This is a genomic window from Micromonospora sp. NPDC047074 (assembly GCF_040643815.1).
Classification (GTDB): Bacteria; Actinomycetota; Actinomycetes; order Mycobacteriales; family Micromonosporaceae; genus Micromonospora.
In genome coordinates this window covers 1-17,424 of the sequence record NZ_JBEYVB010000031.1, presented here as the reverse complement: position 1 = coordinate 17,424, position 17,424 = coordinate 1, and the positions used below count along the sequence as shown (strand labels likewise).

The 17,424-nt window shown below is 75.9% G+C and carries 15 protein-coding genes; 6 read left to right on the top strand and 9 right to left on the bottom strand.

What is annotated here, in order from left to right:
• Positions 1-27: 27 nt before the first annotated feature.
• The 4 genes from ABZ809_RS26180 to ABZ809_RS26165 form a co-directional block, all read right to left on the bottom strand.
• Positions 28-681, bottom strand: coding sequence for an HAD family phosphatase (locus ABZ809_RS26180; RefSeq protein ID WP_357565255.1), 654 nt, complete (start codon positions 679-681; stop codon positions 28-30).
• A gap of 151 nt (positions 682-832) precedes the next feature.
• Complete coding sequence (locus tag ABZ809_RS26175) at positions 833-1,210, bottom strand: VOC family protein (RefSeq protein WP_357565254.1); 378 nt, start codon at positions 1,208-1,210, stop codon at positions 833-835.
• A gap of 147 nt (positions 1,211-1,357) precedes the next feature.
• Positions 1,358-2,095 (bottom strand): neutral zinc metallopeptidase, encoded by a 738-nt coding sequence (locus ABZ809_RS26170; protein ID WP_357565253.1) that lies wholly within the window; start codon positions 2,093-2,095, stop codon positions 1,358-1,360.
• A 104-nt stretch (positions 2,096-2,199) separates the two neighbouring features.
• Positions 2,200-3,300 (bottom strand): ionic transporter y4hA, encoded by a 1,101-nt coding sequence (locus tag ABZ809_RS26165; protein WP_357565252.1) that lies wholly within the window; start codon positions 3,298-3,300, stop codon positions 2,200-2,202.
• A 537-nt stretch (positions 3,301-3,837) separates the two neighbouring features.
• Here ABZ809_RS26165 and ABZ809_RS26160 point away from each other — a divergent pair.
• Genes ABZ809_RS26160 through ABZ809_RS26135 form a run of 6 tightly spaced genes read left to right on the top strand, consistent with a single transcriptional unit; the run spans position 3,838 to position 10,999 of the window.
• A complete protein-coding gene (locus ABZ809_RS26160; protein WP_357565251.1) occupies positions 3,838-4,944 on the top strand; it encodes an NAD-dependent epimerase/dehydratase family protein in 1,107 nt (368 codons plus the stop codon).
• Entirely contained in the window at positions 4,941-5,981 is a 1,041-nt protein-coding gene (locus tag ABZ809_RS26155) for an NAD-dependent epimerase/dehydratase family protein (protein ID WP_357565250.1), read from the top strand. The genes ABZ809_RS26160 and ABZ809_RS26155 overlap by 4 nt, the downstream gene beginning before the upstream one ends.
• A complete protein-coding gene (locus ABZ809_RS26150) occupies positions 5,978-7,129 on the top strand; it encodes an aminotransferase class V-fold PLP-dependent enzyme (protein ID WP_357565249.1) in 1,152 nt (383 codons plus the stop codon). The genes ABZ809_RS26155 and ABZ809_RS26150 overlap by 4 nt, the downstream gene beginning before the upstream one ends.
• Positions 7,126-7,914: a methyltransferase domain-containing protein gene (locus ABZ809_RS26145; RefSeq protein WP_357565248.1), complete on the top strand. Its 789-nt coding sequence runs from the start codon at positions 7,126-7,128 to the stop codon at positions 7,912-7,914. Before ABZ809_RS26150 ends, ABZ809_RS26145 begins: the two co-directional genes overlap by 4 nt.
• Positions 7,911-8,828 carry a hypothetical protein gene (locus ABZ809_RS26140; protein WP_357565247.1) on the top strand — a complete coding sequence of 306 codons (918 nt, stop codon included), beginning with the start codon at positions 7,911-7,913 and terminating at the stop codon, positions 8,826-8,828. Before ABZ809_RS26145 ends, ABZ809_RS26140 begins: the two co-directional genes overlap by 4 nt.
• A complete protein-coding gene (locus ABZ809_RS26135) occupies positions 8,825-10,999 on the top strand; it encodes a BTAD domain-containing putative transcriptional regulator (protein ID WP_357565246.1) in 2,175 nt (724 codons plus the stop codon). The genes ABZ809_RS26140 and ABZ809_RS26135 overlap by 4 nt, the downstream gene beginning before the upstream one ends.
• On the opposite strand, the gene ABZ809_RS26130 is transcribed toward ABZ809_RS26135, so the two are convergent.
• From ABZ809_RS26130 to ABZ809_RS26110, 5 genes are read right to left on the bottom strand one after another with little or no spacing between them, the layout of a single operon-like run.
• A complete protein-coding gene (locus ABZ809_RS26130) occupies positions 10,939-12,003 on the bottom strand; it encodes a glycosyltransferase (RefSeq protein ID WP_357565245.1) in 1,065 nt (354 codons plus the stop codon). The two genes, ABZ809_RS26135 and ABZ809_RS26130, sit on opposite strands and share 61 nt — an antisense overlap.
• Entirely contained in the window at positions 12,000-13,262 is a 1,263-nt protein-coding gene (locus tag ABZ809_RS26125; RefSeq protein WP_357565244.1) for an FAD-binding protein, read from the bottom strand. The genes ABZ809_RS26130 and ABZ809_RS26125 overlap by 4 nt, the downstream gene beginning before the upstream one ends.
• A complete protein-coding gene (locus ABZ809_RS26120) occupies positions 13,259-14,098 on the bottom strand; it encodes a hypothetical protein (protein WP_357565243.1) in 840 nt (279 codons plus the stop codon). The genes ABZ809_RS26125 and ABZ809_RS26120 overlap by 4 nt, the downstream gene beginning before the upstream one ends.
• The gene (locus ABZ809_RS26115; RefSeq protein ID WP_357565242.1) at positions 14,091-16,163 is read right to left on the bottom strand and encodes an ATP-binding cassette domain-containing protein; all 2,073 of its coding nucleotides are present in this window, start codon (positions 16,161-16,163) and stop codon (positions 14,091-14,093) included. The genes ABZ809_RS26120 and ABZ809_RS26115 overlap by 8 nt, the downstream gene beginning before the upstream one ends.
• The gene (locus tag ABZ809_RS26110; protein ID WP_357565241.1) at positions 16,160-17,275 is read right to left on the bottom strand and encodes a hypothetical protein; all 1,116 of its coding nucleotides are present in this window, start codon (positions 17,273-17,275) and stop codon (positions 16,160-16,162) included. The genes ABZ809_RS26115 and ABZ809_RS26110 overlap by 4 nt, the downstream gene beginning before the upstream one ends.
• Between the last annotated feature and the right edge of the window lie 149 nt (positions 17,276-17,424).

The following is a 17,424-nucleotide window of genomic DNA, read 5'->3' as shown; positions in this document are numbered from 1 at the left end:
GCCGACCGGCGGGGCCCGTCGGTCGCGTCAGGCCTCGCCGGGTGGCCCGCCGAGCAGGGCGGCCAGCAGCTCCAGGTCCGCGCCGGTCAGGCTCTCCAACTGGTGTACGCCGTCCAGCGGCCCGAGCGGCACCTCCGCCGGTACGGCCAGCACCGCCGCGCCGGCAGCGAGCGCGCTGGCCACCCCCGTCGGCGAGTCCTCGATCGCCACGCAGCGGGCGATCGGCACGCCGAGCAGCCGGGCGGCGGTCAGATAGGGCTCCGGGTGCGGCTTGGCCGCGTCGACCTCGTCGCCGCAGACGACCGCGTCGAAGCTGTCCCGCCCGAGGGTGTCCAGCGCGACCTCCACGAGGGGCCGGCCGCTGGAGGTGACAAGCGCCGTCGGGATGCCGGCCGCGCGGACCGCCCGCAGCAGGGTCAGGGCGCCGGGACGCCAGCGCAGGCCCGTGCGGAACAGCTCCAGGATGCGGGCGTTGATCCACGCCGCGCTCGCCCCCGGGTCGCGCCCCGGCTGGCCGAGGTCGTCGTGCAGGATGCGCATCGACACCCCCATGCTGCTACCGATCATCGCCTTGCGGGCGGGATCGGAGAGGGTGCCGCCGTACTCCGCCGCCAGCTCGTGCAGCGCGACGTCCCACAGCTTCTCACTGTCGACCAGGGTGCCGTCCATGTCGAAGAGCACGGCGGCGGGATGGTGGCTGCTCAGCGGATCCTCCTCGGGGTGCGTACCCGGTGGATCCTCTCAGCCGGCCCGCGCCGGTGCTGCCCAGGTGCGGCCCGGGGTGACCTGGCCGACGGGTCACGGGCGGGGGCAGCACCGGGGCCACCGCGCGTCAGAGCGGGTTGAGGCGGGCCTTGAGCAGGCAGAACTCGTTGCCCTCGGGGTCGGCGAGGACGTGCCAGGACTCCTCGCCGGTCTGGCCGACGTCGGCCGGGCGCGCCCCGAGCTTCAGGAGGCGTTCGAGCTCGGCGTCCTGATCGCGGTCGGTGGCGTTGACGTCGATGTGCAGCCGGGGCTTGGCCCGCTCCGGCTGGTCCCGATAGCTGAGGATGATCGTCGGCTGCGGACCGCCGAACCCTTCGCGGGGCCCGATCTCGACGCAGCCCTCCTCGCGGTCGAGCACCACGAAGTCCAGGACCTCGCACCAGAACCGCGCCAGCACCTCGGGGTCGCGGCACTCGAGCACGAGCTCACTGATCCGACACGCCATCGACGAAACCTACTCTCAGCCGGGAAGCCGCCGGGGCCGGGCACGGCGTGCCCGGGCTCCGCAGCGGAAACACGCCCGCGACCGTACCGGGCGGGGCGAGCAGTCGCGCAACGGCTTTTCCGGGTCCCGCCCCGCCGGCCGGGCCGTTCAGGTGAGGTCGCAGGCGGCCAGGGACCGCTCGTAGCCGCGGAAGAACGCCTCCGTGCGCTGCTCGGCGGTGCCGTGCGAGCCCTCGGCGAACCACGGCTGGTCGGGCTCGTCGCCGACGGCCAGCAGCCCTTCGCGGAACTCCTCCAGGTCGCCGTCGTCGAGCTTGAGCGCCGCCGAGCGGACCGAGTCGCCGAGGTAGGCCCCGGCCATGCAGTCGGCCTGCAACTCCTGCTGGATGGTGTACGAGTAGCGGATGCCGAGCCGGGTCTGGATGCCGTGCGCGTACTCGTGGCCGAGCAGGTAGAACACGAACGCGTCGCCGACCTGGCGGAACGCGCCCACCGACCAGTTCACGTCGTAGGCGATGAAGTCACCGGCCGAGCAGTAGACGGCGTTGTTGCGCGGCAGTGGCTGACCGCCGCAGGACACCTCGCCGTCGCGCTGGTACGGGATGACCCGGCGGATCGGGCGGAACCGCTGCCCCGAGGCCTGGAACTGGGCGGCCCAGTACCGCTCGGCGATGGCCTGCGCGTCGGCGACGTCCTGCTGGAACTCCTCGACGCTGGTGGTGCCGTCGGCCCGGGTCTGTCCGGCGCCGGGCGAGTCCGGGCCGCCGGGTCGCTGCGGCGCGGGCTCCTGCCCGCCGGGCTCGGAAACCCCGCCGACCGCGCAGCCGACCGCCACGACGAGGGCCACCACGAGCCCGGGCAGCACCCGTCGCGGCCGGCGTGCCATGCGCCTCGTCACAGTGCCCTCCCGGGGTCGGCGTCGCCGCGTCCAGTACCCCGCCGGGCCAGCCGCCATGCCCTGGTGTCACGCGCGGTGGCCGACCTGGACGGTCAGGGGCTGGCGGCGAGGAAGACGAACGCGGACAGCAGCACCAGGTGCACGCCGCCCTGGAGCACCGTGGCCCGTCCCGGCACCACGGTCAGCACGCTGGCCACGACGGTGAGGGCGAGCAGGGTGAGCTGGGTGCCGCCGAGGCCGAGCACCAGCGGGCCGTCCAGCCAGATCGAGGCGAGCGCGATCGCCGGGATGGTCAGCCCGATGCTGGCCATGGCCGAGCCCAGGGCCAGGTTCAGGCTGATCTGGACCCGGTCGCGGCGGGCGGCCCGGGCGGCGGCGATCGTCTCGGGCAGCAGCACCAGCAGGGCGATGACCACACCGACGAAGGACTGCGGCAGGTTCGCCCCGGCGACGGCGGACTCGATCGCCGGCGACACGGACTTGGCGTCGCCGACCACGGCGACCAGGGCCACCAGCAGCAGGCCGAGGCTGAGCAGGGCGGCCCGGTCGGACGGCGGCTCGGCGTGCACCTCCGCGTCGAGCGTCCGCCCCTGGTTGTTGACCGGCAGGAAGTAGTCGCGGTGGCGGCCGGTCTGCACCATGACGAACAGGCCGTAGAGAGCCAGCGACGCCACGGCGGCGAAGGCGAGCTGCGCCGGGCTGAACTCCGGGCCGGGCCGGCTGGTGGTGAACGTCGGCACCACGAGGCTCAGGGCGGCGAGAGTGGCCACGGTGGCCAACGCCCCGCCGGTGCCCTCGGAGTTGAACACCGCCACCCTGCGGCGCAACGCGCCGATCAGCAGGGACAGCCCGAGGATGCCGTTACAGGTGATCATGACGGCGGCGAAGACGGTGTCCCGCGCCAGGGACTGCGTCTTCTCGCCACCACTGATCATGAGCGTGACGATCAGGGCCACCTCGATGACGGTGACGGCCACGGCGAGCACGAGCGAGCCGTACGGCTCCCCCACCTTGTGGGCCACCACCTCGGCGTGGTGCACGGCGGCCAGCACCGCACCGGCCAGCAACACGGCCACCACGCCCACGACGGGACCGGACAGGTCGCGTCCCCAGGTCATGATCAGCACCAGGATCGCCAGCAGCGGGGTGACGACGGTCCAGTCGGTCAGCCGGGAGCGGAAGAGCGCGGTCATGCCCCAACCCTTTCAGGAATCACGATCATCCGACCGCCAATGCGTGGCACCGGATCCCGACGCCGGGCGCGGGCACGCCGTCCGGCCGAGCCGGCGGTCAGCCGACCCGACACCGCCGCCGGCCGTAGGTGGGACCCCGCGACCGGCCGGCAGGACCCCCGCCCCGGCCGCCGCCCTCGGCGTCGGCGCAGGGGCGTCGCCACCAGGAACGACCCATACCCCTCACTAAAAGTAGTCACTCCATTGTGGGTGGTCAGCGGGAACGCACGTTACCGTTACGAGATCATGACGAGATTGCCGGCCCGACGGTAACCTCCTAGCCTGAGTCGCGACCTGGGATCCTGGTCCACACGTCGTTGCCGCTGGGCACAACGGACGGGCCTGGCGCGGGACCGTACGACCGCTGGTGACCGGCAGTCCCGCAGCAGCAGGACATCACCGACAGTGAGCGAGGTCGAGGTGGAACCATCGTCGCGGGCATCCCATCCGGCCGACGACGCGCCTCCGGGGTCCGCTGGCCGCCGCGCCTGCCTGCCCGTGGAGTCGGGCACCGCCCCGGAGCCGGCGGTGACCGGCGGCCGGTACCTGGTGACCGGCGGGCTCGGGTTCGTCGGCGGCCACCTCGTCCGGCACCTGCTCGCCCTAGGCGGCGAGGTCACCGTCTTCGACAACGACCGGGCCCCGGCACGGGCCGCCCGGCTGCGGGCGACCGTGCCGACCGGAACCGGGTCGCGGCTGCGGATCGTGTCCGGCGACATCCGGTGCCCGGAGGACCTCCAGCAGGCTCTGGCCGACGGTCCCTTCCGGTCGGTGTTCCACCTCGCGGCGTACTCGGTGATCGAGCGGGCGGCCCAGGACCCGGCCGGCGCGATCGCGACCAACGCCATCGGCACGGTCAACCTGCTCGACGCGCTGCGCCGCGCGCCGGCCGCCGTCCCCGACTCGGTGGTCATCGCCTCCACCGACAAGGTGTACGGCGAGATGGAGGGCACCCGCTACACCGAGCAGAGCGCGCTGCGGGGCATCGGCATCTACGACGCGGCCAAGCTCGCCGGGGACGTCATGGGGCAGGCGTTCCACCAGTCCTTCGACATCCCCACCGTCGTCCTGCGGCTGTGCAACGTCTTCGGCCCGGACGACCGCAACTGCCGCTATCGGCTGATACCCCGGTCGCTGTCGTTCGTCTTCGACCCCACCGGCCCGGCGCCACCGGAGCTGTACTTCGAGTCCATCGGCCACTGGCGGGACTACATCCACGTCGACGACGTGGTGACCGCGCTGCTGCTCGCCGCCGTCCGTCCCGCCTGCCGGGGCGAGGTGTTCAACATCGCCGGCTGCGTCAACCTGAGCACGCCCGAGGTGCTGCGGCGGGTGGTCGAGGCCGCCGCGGGCCACGAACGCGGCCACGACCCGCACCGCGCCGAGCGGATCATGGCGAACGGGTTCCGGGTGGTGGTACGGGGGCAGGCCCCGGGCGTGACGACGATCAGCCGCCAGCACCTCGACGGCACGAAGTTCGGCCAGTTCACCGCCTTCCGCCCGCGGGTCGACTTCGACCACGGGCTCGCGGCGACCGTGCGGGCGGCCCGGGCCTGGCACCTCGACCCGGCGGTGCGTCCGGTCCTCGCCGGCACGACGCGATGAGCGCGTCGACGCCACCGGCCGCTCCGGCGACTCCCCCGGCGCCGGCCGGGCCGGACCCGGCGACCTTCTGGGCCGGCCGACGGGTCCTGGTCACCGGCGGCTGCGGGTTCGGCGGCGGCCACCTGGTGATCCGGCTGGTCGCGCTCGGCGCCGAGGTGAGCGTGCTCGACCGGGACCCGGGACAGGAGGGTGTCCTCGCCGTCGATCCGGCGCGGTCCCGGGTCGACGTGCGCGAGGGCGACGTCCGCGACGAGGCGGCGGTCGCCGGGGCGCTACGCCGGTGGCGGCCCCAGGCCGTCTTCCACCTGGCCGCCCAGCCGCTGGTGCCGGAGAGCGTACGGGCCCCGGCGGACACCCTCGCGGTGAACGCGGGCGGCACCTACACCCTGCTGGAGGCGGTCCGCCGGGTCGACCACGTGGCGGCGTTCGTCTTCGCCTCCACCGGCGGGTACTACGGCGAGAACCACGACGACCGGCCGCTGCACGAGGACGACCCGGCCCGGGCCGCCGCGAACCTCTACGGCGCCTCCAAGATCGCCGCCGACGTGGCCGTGCAGGCGTACGCCCGCACGTTCGGCCTGCCCGCCTCGGTGTGCCGGTTCATGAACACCTACGGGCCCGGCGACCGGCAGACCTCCCGCCTGGTGCCGCACGCGATCCGGCGGCTGCGCGAGGGCGGCCCGTACGACTTCGGCGAACGCGACGACGGCACGACCCGGCTGGACTTCCTCTACGTCGGTGACATGGTGGAGGGCTACCTGCGGGTCGCCGAGCGGCTCGCCCGGCACCCCGGCGGCTGCTACAACTTCGGCTCCGGGCGACCCACCGCCATCCGGGAGGTGGCCCGGATGGTCAGCGAGGCGTACGACGGGGTCGCCCGGGAGCCGGTCTTCCGCGGGCCCCACCGGGTCCGGCCGCTCGTCAAGAGCCTCGACGTCACGCGGGCGCGGACCGAACTGGGCTGGACACCGGCCGTCCCCCTCGCCGAGGGGATCGCCCGCACCGTCCGGTACGCCACGGCGGGACCGCCCGGATGAGCGGGCCGCTGGCGCGGATCCTGCGGGACGCCGCGCACCGGGCCGAGGTCTTCCCGGTGACCCGGGAGCGGACCTTCCTCGCCCACGCCGCCGTCGCACCCCTGCCCCGGCCGGTGGCCGACGCGGTCACCGGCTACCTGGACCGGGCCGCCCGGGACGGCCAGTTCGACTGGCTCTGCCCCGACCTGGCCGACGACACCCGCCGACTCGCCGCCGACCTGCTCCGGGTCGACCCCGACGAGATCGCGCTGAGCCCCTCCACGTCGGCCTCGCTGGGCACTGTCGCCGGGGCGCTGCGCTGGCGGCCCGGCGACCGGGTCCTCGTCCTCGCCGACGACTTCCCCAGCCTGCTGCTGCCCTGGACCGCCCTGCGCGAGCAGGGCGTCGAGGTGGCGACGCTGGCGTACCGGGACGCGCCGCTCGGCACCGACGAGGTGCTCGACGCCGTCGACGGCCGGACCCGGCTGGTGGCCGTCTCCACCGCGCACTTCGTGACCGGCCGGCCGGTGGCCGACCTGTCCGCTCTGGGGCGGGCCCTGCGCGGGCGGTCGGTGCTGCTGGCGGTCGACGCCATCCAGACCCTCGGCGCGTTCCCGGTCGACGCCCGGGACGTCGACTTCCTCGCCGCCGACGGGCACAAGTGGCTGCTGGCCCCGGCCGGAATGGGCGTGCTGTACGTGCGCCGGGCCCTGCTGGAGCGGCTCCGGGTGCCGACGGTCGGCTGGCACAGCCTGGGCGACCCGAAACGGTACGCCGCCGACGGGCCGCTCGCCGAGGGCGCCCGGCGGTTCGAACCGGGCTCGCCCAACGTGCTGGGCCTGCTCGGGCTCAGGGCCGCGCTGACCCTGCTCACCGAGGTGGGGCCGACCGCCGCGGCCGACCGGCTGCGGGCGCTGCGCCGGACACTGGTCACCGGCCTGACCGGCCGCGGCTACCACGTGCCCGGGGCCGACGTGGCGGACTGGAGCGGCATCACCGCGTTCCGCCGGGACGACGTCGACGCCGACGGCCTGGCCCGGCACCTGCTGGCCGGCGGGGTCGTCACCTCGGTACGCCGGCTGCCCGGCTCGGGCGCCGGCCACGTCCGGCTGGCCCCGCACTACTACACCACCGACGAGGACCTGGAGCGGCTGTGGGAGCGGCTGTGAACCCGCCCGCGCCGCACGCGTTCGACGGGCTCGCCGCGCAGTACGCGGCGTTGGAGGAGACGCCGTGGCAGCGGCTGCGGCACCGGCTGGTCACCGCCAACCTCGGCCGGCACCTGAGCGCGGCACACCGGAGCTGGCTGGACGTGGGGGCCGGGGACGGCCTGCTCGCCGCCGACCTGGCCGGTGCCGGCCGCCGGGTCACCCTGGTGGAACCCGCCGCCGACCTGCGCGACGCGGCGCGGCACCGGCTGGCCTCGGCGGGGCTGCTGTCGCGGTGCGACATCGTCGACGGCACCACCGACGACGTCGGCCGGCTGGTGGCCGCCCGGGCCCCGCACGGGCTCAGCCTGCACAACGTGCTGGAGTACGTGCCCGACTGGGTGCCCGCCCTGGACGGCTGCCTGCGTCCGCTGCCCGCCGGCTGCCTGGTCTCGGTGCTGGTCAGCAACCCGTACGGCCAACTCCTGGCCGCCGCCGCACGGGGCGCTGACCCCGGCGACCTGCTCGACCGGCTGCGCTCCGGCGCCCTCACCGTGGGGCTCGACGGGCACCGGTTCACCCGCCCGGCGCTGCCCGCCGAGGAGGTGGCGCGACGGATGCGGACGGCCGGGGTGCGCGTCGTCGGCCGCTACGGCGTCCGGGTCTTCAACGACGTGCTCGCCGCGGCGGCCGGCGGGCGGGCCGTCGACCCGGAGGCGGTGTTCGCCCTGGACCGCGTCGCCGGCGAGGATCCGGTGCTGTCCCACCTCGGACGGCACGTGCACCTGGTGGGAGAGAAGGAATGAGCGACGTCCCGGCGGCCGGGGTGCCGGCGTTCCACACCCTCTGGACCGCGCCGAGCCGCGCCCGGGGGGCCCGGCACGAGTTCGCCCCGTGGGAGATCGTCACGACCGTCCTGTCGGTCCGGTCCTGGCAGCGGTTCCACGGGCCCGTCCGGCTGCACACCGACCACGACGGCGCCCGGCTGCTGGACGGGCTGGGGCTGCTCGACATCTACGCCGACGTGACCGAGGACCTGTCCGGGATCGACCCGGGGGACATCGACCCGGTCGTCTACTACACCGGGGGCAAGCTGGTGGCGCTGGCCGCCGAACGCGCCCCGGTGGCCATGCTGGACCTGGACCTCTTCCTGGTCCGGCCGGTCGACACCGCCCGCGCCGACTTCGTCTTCGCGCACCGCGAACGCGCCAACGGCGACATCTACCCGCCGCTGGACCGGCTGCCCGGTGCCGACCGGATCGCCGGCACGCCGCCGGACTGGGCGGCCAACACGGCGCTGGCGGTGTTCAACGACGACCGGCACCGGGCCGCCTTCACCGCCACCGCGGCACGGTTCATGCGCGGCAACGCCGACCCGGCCGGCTGCGCGCCGGTCGCCCTGCCCGCCTTCTGCGAGCAGCGGCTGGTGCTGGTCGAGGCGGACCGCCTCGGGCTGACCTGCGCCCCGGTGATCCCGGCCGTCTGGGACCCGCTGCTGCGGGACTGGTCCGGCGACACCAGCGGGGTGCCGTTCCGCCATACCTGGTTCCGCAAGCGGGTGCTCGCCGGTGATCCGGCGTGGCAGGACCGGTACGTCCGTCAACTGGTCACCGTGCTGGGCCGGCACTGGCCGGCGGACCTGGACCGGCTCGCCGCGATCGCTCCCCTAGCCCGGGCCGTCGCCCGGGTGCGCGACCGGGATCCGGTGCCGGGGCCATGACCCTGCGGTTCACGGTGCTCGGCCCCGTCGGGGTCACCGTGGGGACGCGACCGGCCGAGATCCACCGGCCCCGCCGGCTGACGGTGCTGGCGTACCTGCTGCTGAACGCCAACCAGGTGGTCACGGTGGACCGGCTGATCGGCGCGACCTGGGGCGACGCGCCACCGGCCACCGCCCGCGCGCAGATCCAGTCCGACATCCACGCGCTACGCCGGGCGATCCGGGCGGCCGGCGCGCCGGACGAGCCGATCTCCACCCACCCGGGCGGTTACCGGCTGGACCTACGACCGGAGCAGCTCGACCTGAACCTCTTCGCCGACCGGGCGGCGCTGGCGCGGACCGCCGCCGACCGGGGGCAGCCGGCCGTGGCCGCCGACCTGATGCGAGCGGCGCTGTCGCTGTGGCGCGGCCCGGCGCTCTCCGGGGCCGGCGGCGACCTCCTGGAGCCGGCCCGGACCCGGCTCGAGGAACACCGGCTCGACGAGTACGAGTGGCTGGTCGACCTGGAGCTGACGCTGGGCCGGCACCACCGGTTGATCGCCGAATTGACCGAGCACGTCACGGAGCACCCGCTACGGGAGCGGCTACGCGTCCAGCTCATGCTGGCGCTGTACCGCAGCGGCCGGCAGCCGGACGCCCTCCGGGTCGCCCGGCGGGGCCGGGAGATCCTCGTCGACGAGTACGGGCTCGACCCCGGGCCGGCGCTCACCGAGCTGGAGACGGCGATCCTGCGTCAGGACCGCACGCTGAACCTGGCGGAGGAGCCACCGACCGAGGTGCCGCCGAAGGCCGGCGGACCGGGCCAACCCGGGGTGGTCGACGAGCGTCCGCTCCCACCCGTGCCGTGCGGCCCGGCGCAGCTGCCACCGGCGCCGGTCCCGTTCACCGGCCGCGCCCAGGACGTGGCTCTCCTCGCCGACCGGCTGCGCGGGGCGGCGCGTCCCGGTGGTTGCCCGGCCCCACCCGTGCTGCTGCTGCACGGGATGCCCGGCGTCGGCAAGACCGCCCTGGCGGTGCACGTCGCCCACCCGGCCGTGGCCGACCACCCCGACGGGCACCTCTACCTCGACCTACGCGGCAGCCACCCGGAGCCGCGCAGCCCCCGGCACGTCGTGGCCGAGGCGCTGCGCGGTCTCGGCGTGGACCACCGGGACATCCCGTACTCGCTGGCCGAACGGGCCGCCCTGTACCGGAGCCTGGTCGCCCACCGGCGGCTGCTGGTGGTGCTGGACGACGCCGGCTCGGTCGACCAGGTCCAGCCGCTCGTCCCGGCCGCGCCGGCCTGCGGCGTCGTCGTCACCAGCCGGCACCTGCTGGACCTGCCGGGGGCGCTGCGGCACCGGGTGGACCCGCTGCCGGAGGCGGCGGCGCTGGACGTACTGGCGGCGCACCTCGACGCCGGGCGGGCCGAGGCGGAGCCGGACGCCGCCCGCGCCGTCGTCCGGGCCTGCGGCGGGCATCCGCTCGCGCTGCGGATCGCGGCGGCCCGGGTCCGCTCCGGTACGTGGCTGGCCGACCTGGCGGACCTGCTCGGCCAGCCCCGGCACCTGCTGGACGAACTCACCGTCGACGCGATCTCCGTGCGGGACGGCCTGGCCGCGGTGCACCGGTCGCTGAGCCCGACGGCTGCCCGGGTACTGGCGGCCGTGGCCCGCCTGCCGACGCCCACGGTGCCGGACTGGGTGCCGGTGACCTGCGCCGGCCTCGGCTCCCGCGAGGCGGTCCGGGCCCTGGACGAACTGGTCCGCTGCCACCTGCTGACGCTGGCCCCACGGGCGGCGCCCGGGCCGAACCGGTACCTCGTGCACCGGCTGGTCGCCGCCTTCCTGGCCGACGGGGACGCCCCGCCCGGCGACCCCGTGGCCCGGGCCGCGCACACCTGGGGCGCGCTGGCGGCCGAGGCGGTCCGGCGGATCGACGCGCCGGGGCTGCCATCCGGGTGCGACCCGGACCTCGCGCCGGCGGATCTGCGGGACCGGGCCCTGGCCGACCCGGGCGGATGGCTCCGGGAGGAACAGGCGAACCTCGCCGCGGTGCTGGCCCTCGCCCGGGAACGGGACTGGCCGGAGCTGGCCGTACGGGTGGCCGCCGCGCTGGCCGACCACCGTCGCTACGGCTGCGCCGATCGGCCCGTGCCGGCGGCCGCCGGGCCGAGCAGGAGTTCCCGGTAGGCGGTGACGGTGGCGGCGGCGCTGTCCGCCCGCAGTCCCGCCGGCGCCCGGTGGCCCCCGCGCAGGGCCGCGACCATCGCCGCCAGCCACTGCCGCACCTGCGCCCCGGTGAGCGTCACCCCGTAGTGGGGGCCGCAGGGCGGCGCGTCGAGGCAGATCCCGCCGGAGCCGACCGCCTCCGGCAGCCCACCCACCCGGGTCGCCACGACCGGTACGCCGTGCACCGTCGCCTCGCGGGCGACCATCCCGAAGCTCTCCCGCCACAGGCTCGGCGCGAGCAGCAGGTCGGTCCGCGCGTACAGGCCGCAGACGTCCTCCTGGAACGGCACCACCTCCAGGTGGGGGATGCGCGTCGGGTCGACGCCGATCCGGCGCAGGTCGGCGGCCGTCCAGCGGCCCTCCACGAACCGGAAGCGCAACGGCAGCCGGTGCGCGGCGCTGGCCTGCGCCAGGGTGAGCACGACGCCGAGGCCCTTGGCGGGTTCGGGATTGACGAAGGTGACCCGGAACGGTACCGCGCCCACGGCCGGCAGGCGGTCGGCCGGGCAGTCGCAGGGCCGCAGCAACGGCTCGACGGCGTGCGCCCACCGGCCGGTGGCCGCGGCGAAATGCCGGCGCGCGAACCGCGACGGCACGACGACATCGGCGGCGTACGCGACCGTGTCGGGATCCGGCGGCAGGTCGGCGGCGGGGTGTTCGAGGACCAGCCGGACCCCGGCCTCGGCCAGCCGGCGGGCCAGCCGGGTCTCCTCGCCCCGCGCGCCGGGCCAGAGCAGGGCGGCGGCGGGCCGGTCCGCGTCGAGCAGCCGGTCGAGGTCGGCGTGGAGCCGGCGCAGCGCGGCCCCGGGGTCGGCCACCGGCCGACCGGGCTGCAACGGTCCGTCCAGGACGGTGACCCGCTCCCCCGCCGCCGCCAACGCCTGGGCGAGCTGCCGCAGGTGGACGGCCTCCCCGGAGCGGCCACCACGCAGCCGGTGGACGCTCAGCAGCAGCAGATGACTCACCGGGGCGTCCGCAGGCCGCCGCGACGGTACGACGGCAGGCCGAACGCCTCCCGTACCCGCGCGAAGGCCGCCCCGCGCCGGCGCAGCTCGGCCCGGCTGGCCGGGTCGTCCTTGCGGTAGGTCAGCGGCGCCAGCCAGACCAACGCCCGGGAGTCCAGCGGGCGCAGCGTCCACGGGGTGTCGGCCAGCGCCGGCTCCGCCTGTTGGGCGCGCCAGTACGCGACCACGAGCGCCGGGTCGAACGGCAGGCAGGCGGTGTGCCATTCCAGTCCCACCGGTCCGCGCGCCACCGCGTCCGGCTGGTCGCCGCTCGCACCGAGGATTCGCAGGTCGTCGGCGGGGCCGGCCGCGTCGAGGGCCGCCCGCAGCCCGTGCTGCGCGGCGATCCGCCGCACCTCGGAGACGGTGGCGCCGAGCATCGGCCGGGACCCGGCACCGACGCCCAGGTGCAGCACCAGGCCGTCGTGGGCGGTGACCAACCCCTGGATCCGCCGGCGGACCGGCGGCTGGAGCAGCGAACCGTCCACCAGTCGCTGCCGGAGCAGCTCCCGCCAGCAGCGCAGCAGCGCCTCGGTGGGCTCCGGGCCGGCGAGCAGGACCAGCGGCGCGGTGTACGGCACGGCGACCGGCAGCACGTGGGTCAGCTCGACCACGACCGGTCCGTGCCCGCCGGTCTGGAACACCGACCCGCGCCGGTGCGGCCCGGGCGGGTACGGCACGGCCCGGCGGACCCGGTCGGCCTCCCGCCCGGGCCAGTCGAGCCGGGTCAGCGTGCCGTCGCGGGCCATCACCAGGAAGTCCCGGCAGTGCTGCTCGCGTTCGCCGAGGCCGGACAGCAGCCCCCGGTCGAGGGCGTTGCCGAGCACCGAGGTGTGCGGGCCCGACCCCGGCGCCGGCAGCCGGAACGGGGCCTGTGCCTCGTCCAGCGCCGCCCGCAGCCGGGCGAAGGTGACCCCCGGTTGCACGGTGGCCAGGCCCAGCTCCGGGTCGAGGTCGAGGCGGTCGAGGCGGGCCAGCCGGACGATGACCCCGGGCTCGGGAACCCGGCCGTCGTCGTAGCCCCAGTTGCGGCCCAACGCGTCGACCCGCCAGCGGACCCCGGCGGCGTTGAGCAGGCCGACGGCCGCGACCAGGCCGTCCAGCGAGTCGGGCTCGACCAGCCAGTCCGGCGGGTGCCCGTCCGGCACGGTGGAGTCCGGCGCGCGGTGGACGGCCGCCCCGGTGTTGGCCAGCCGGTCCGGCAGGTCGGCGTCGATCATGCCCGCTCCACGGCCGTACGCAGTCGGTCGGGCGCGATCCCGTACCCGTCGACGAGGATCCCGCGGACCATGGCGAAGGCCTGCACGAGCCGGTCGGGGCTGGCGCCGCGCTTGAGGTTCCACAGGTGCCCGAAGGCCGGTGGCGGCGTCAGCCAGCACAGCGAACGGGTCGACCAGCGGGCGTCGAAGACGGGGGTCAGCGGTGCCCCGGCGCGCCGGGTGAGATGGGTGGCGAGCACCTGCTCGGCGACCGTCATGTGCAGGTGGACGTCCCGGCCCGAGGTGGCCGGGTTGCCGGCCAGGAAGGCCAGGCCGGCGGCGCTGATCCGGTCGGCCAGCGCGGGGTCGGCGGCACGGAACAGCGAGGTGTTGCCCACCACTTCCGGGTCGTCGGGCAGCTCCACCCCGGCCGGGTTGCGCAGCCCGTGCAGGGCCGCGTAGAAGTCGCCGTCACCGACCTCCAGGTGCGCGACGTGCGACCCGGGGCCGGTCAGCCTCAGCGGCGCGACGAGGTAGGCGTCGGTGTCGACCAGCACCGCGCTCGGGAACCGGGCGAGGGCCAGCAGCTTCGGCAGGGCGAAGCAGGCGGCCCGGTCGTACCGGTCGTCGAGGCCGGTGTCGTCGAGCAGGGTGGCCCGGTCGTAGTGGTCGAGCCAACCCAGCGCGGCGAGCCAGTCGGTGGTCGGGGCGTCGGCGTACAGCTCCACGGGGCCGGCGTACCGCCGCCAGGACAGGATGCTGAGCAGCCAGGTCAGGGCGGCGAGCTGCCGGTACGCGCGGGGTCGCCGGCCCGGGACCCGCCAGTACGCGTGCACGCCACGCAGCCCGTCAGTCATCGCCGGGCACCAGGCGGGAGACGCCGTCGCCGTCCCGCTCGATCACCAGGTGCCGGCTGCCCAGGTGCGCCGCGACCGGCCGGTGACTGACCACCACCAGGGTCTCCACCCGCTGCTGGACGGCACGCAGCAGCCGCAGCTCCATCGCCCGGTCCAGCGAGTTGGTGGCCTCGTCGAGGATGAGCAGGGACGGCTGGCGCAGCAGCGCCCGGGCCAGGGCGAAGCGTTGCACCTCGCCGGCGCTGAAGGTGCCGCCGTCGACCTGGAGGGTGGTACGCAGGCCCAGCCGCAGCGGTCGCAGCACCTCCTCCAGTTCGAACAGGCGCAGCACCTCGTCGAGTTCGGCGTCGGTGATGTCGTCGACGCCGCTGCACAGGCTGTCGCGCAGGGTGGTGCGGGCGAAGTCCGACCGCGGGGGCACGTAGCAGACCATCGGGCGCAGCCGGTCGGGATCCCAGTCGGCGACCGGGACGCCGTACGCCTCGGCCCGCCCCGCCGGGGTCGGGTCGAGCCCGCAGACGATCCGGGCCATTGTCGACTTGCCGACCCCGCTCGCGCCGCCGACGGTCACCGTCTCGCCCCGCTCGATGCGCAGGTCCAGCCGCAGGTCGAAGCCGTCGCGGGGGCGGTGCACCCGCACGTCGCGCAGCACCACGGCCGGTGCCCCGGGCAGCGGGTCGGTGTGCGTGCCGGCCGGGACGACCGGCAGGTCCAGCAGGGTGGCGACGTACCGGAGCTGGCGTTCCATCTGGGCGGTGGCCGGCAGGCTCTCCGCGATGTTGACGACCGCGAACATCACGGTGCCGCCCATGGTGAGGAACCCGAAGAGTTCCCCGGTGCTGACCGCGCCGGTGCCGACCAGCACCGACCCGACCAGCAGGATCGCGTAGAGGCCGACGAAGCGCAGCGCCTCGGTCGGGCCGCTGATCCAGGAGAGCCGGAACTGCAGGGTCCGGATCGCGGCGTTGAGCTGGTCCAGGCGGTGCTCGTGGGTGGCCCGGAGGTGACCGGTGGCGCCGAGCCCCCGGAAGGTGGACAGGCCCCGGGTGAGGGTGATGAGGATGTCCTGCACCTCGCCCTCCAGCCGGAGCCGCTCGTCGTAGTGGCGCACGATCGGGCGGCGGGCCAGGGTGGTCAGCCCGATGTGCCCGACCGCGAGGGCGGCGACCACTGCGGAGAGCGGCAGGGACATGGAGACCATGAAGCCCATGAGGATCACCACCGCGCAGGCGTTGGTGAAGACCGACAGGGCCAGCGCGGTGGTTCCTTCGCGGACCTCCCGGACGGTCATCACCCGGTGCAGCAGCGAGCCGGAGGACGTCTCGGTCGTCGTGGCGGTCCGGGAGACGCGGTCCACCAGGTGGTTGATCAGTGCCCGGTCGAACGCGAGTCCCAGGGTGGTGAGCTGCCGCTGCCGGAACCAGAACATGGCGCTGAGCAGGACGAAGAAGAGCGCCAGACCGACCAGCAGGGCGACCTGCCCGCCGTGGCCGCCCACGCTGGTCCGGTTCAGGTACGGCATCAGCACGAGGTTGAGCAGGGTCAGACCGGTGTAGAGCAGCAGGCTGACCGCGAGGACCGGGACGGCCTGGCGGGGCCGGAACCCGCCGGCGCGCACCAGCGGGCGCAGCCAACCGAACCGGGGCACCCGCCGGGGCCGGGCCGCGGGCGCCGGGGCTGACCCGTCGGCGGCCCGGGGCAGCAGCGCCCAACCGGAGGCGCGGTCGCGGTAGGCGCGCTCGTCCAGCCAGCCCGGCCCGGACGCCGGATCGAAGATCCGCACCCGGCGCAGCCGCCGGCCGACCACCGTGACGTAGTGGTCGGCGCGCAGGTGCACCACCGCCCCGGCGGTGAGCGTGTCGAACGGGCAGTCGCGGACGCCCCGGTAGCGGACGCCGCAGACGTCGGCGGCGGCGTCCCGCAGCTCCCGCATCGAGCGGGCGCCCCGGACGTCGAGGGCCTCCCGCAGCCGCGCCTCGGGCGGTTCGTGTCCCAGCGTCCTCAGGCTGGTGATCAGTGCCTGGACGCCACAGTCGTTGTCCTGCTGTTGCAGGGTGAACGTCATCGTCCGCCTCCGGCCACCGTCGGGGTCCCGTCGCCGAGGCTCATGCCGGCGCCCCACCAGGGCGGAGTCGGGTTGGCGGTCTCTGCCAGCGCCAGCGCGACGCCGAGCGGCCCGCTGAGCACGGCGTGCACCAGCGGCACGTCGAAGACGGAACCCACCTGCGCGTCGTCGGCGCGGTCCAGGTGGCCGACGAGGCGGCCGGCGAGCCGGGTACGCAGGTCGTCGGGAACCATCCGGTGCCAGAGCGGGGCGAGCTTCATCGCCAGCCCCACCCCGGCCAGCCCGTGGCAGAGGGTCTCGTCGCTGCCCGGGTCGGCGAGCAGGTCGGCCAGCCGGGTGAGCGACGCGGCGGCGACCGGTGCCCGGTCGACCTCCGCCGACAGGTCCGGGTCCACCTCGGGGCCCAGCGCCACGGCGATGCCGGGCAGCCCGTAGCAGAGGGTGACCCCGCCGACGCCGAGTTCGCCGGTGTCCAACGCGGCCGGGGTCAGCCGGGCGAGGTCGTCGACGACGGGCGCGAGGCCGGGCGGGTCGCCGACCGGCCCTCCGTCGGCGGCACCGGTGTCCGGCCGGATGACGCCGGGACCGGCAGCAACGCCGGACGGGGCGGCAGCGGGCCCGGCCGGCGCGGCGGCGGCCAGCATCCGCCGCAGCAGGAGGGCGCCGCCGCGACCGTGGTAGAGGCCGTTGGTGGGTTGCCGGGTGAGGTCGCGGGCCACCCCGGCCAGGGAGGGCGCCACGGCCCGGCGGAGCGCGTCGTCGGCGACGTCCCAGAGCCGCATGCCCACGCCGCCGGCCCCGTTGATCAGGTCGACGTGGTCGGCGGCCAGGTCGTACCGGTACTGCTCGCGCAGCGCCGCGACGGCGTCCCGGCGGGCCACCGCGGCCAGCGCCCGGTCCTCCGGTGCGGCGGTGAGGCAGTCGTCGGCGAGCCGGCACAGCAGCCACGCGGTCCGCTCGTCGGCGACCGGCCCGCCGCCGAGCGCGACCCGGGTCAACGCGGCGGCGAGCGGACGCCGGTCGAGGCGCCGGGCCAGCAGCGCGACGCCGGCCAGGGCGGGTGCCGGCGCCCGACCCCGCTGCCGCACCGCGCCGACCAGCCGGGCGAGCATGCCTTCGGCGGCCGTCGTCCACCCGGCCGCGCCCGGCCACCCGCCTGGTCGCGCGGGCCGGCCCGGCGCGGGGGGGGGGGGGGCGGCGGGGGGGGGGGCCATCCCGGCCGCCCCCGGCGGCGGCGGGGCCCGCCCGCGCGCCCGGCGTC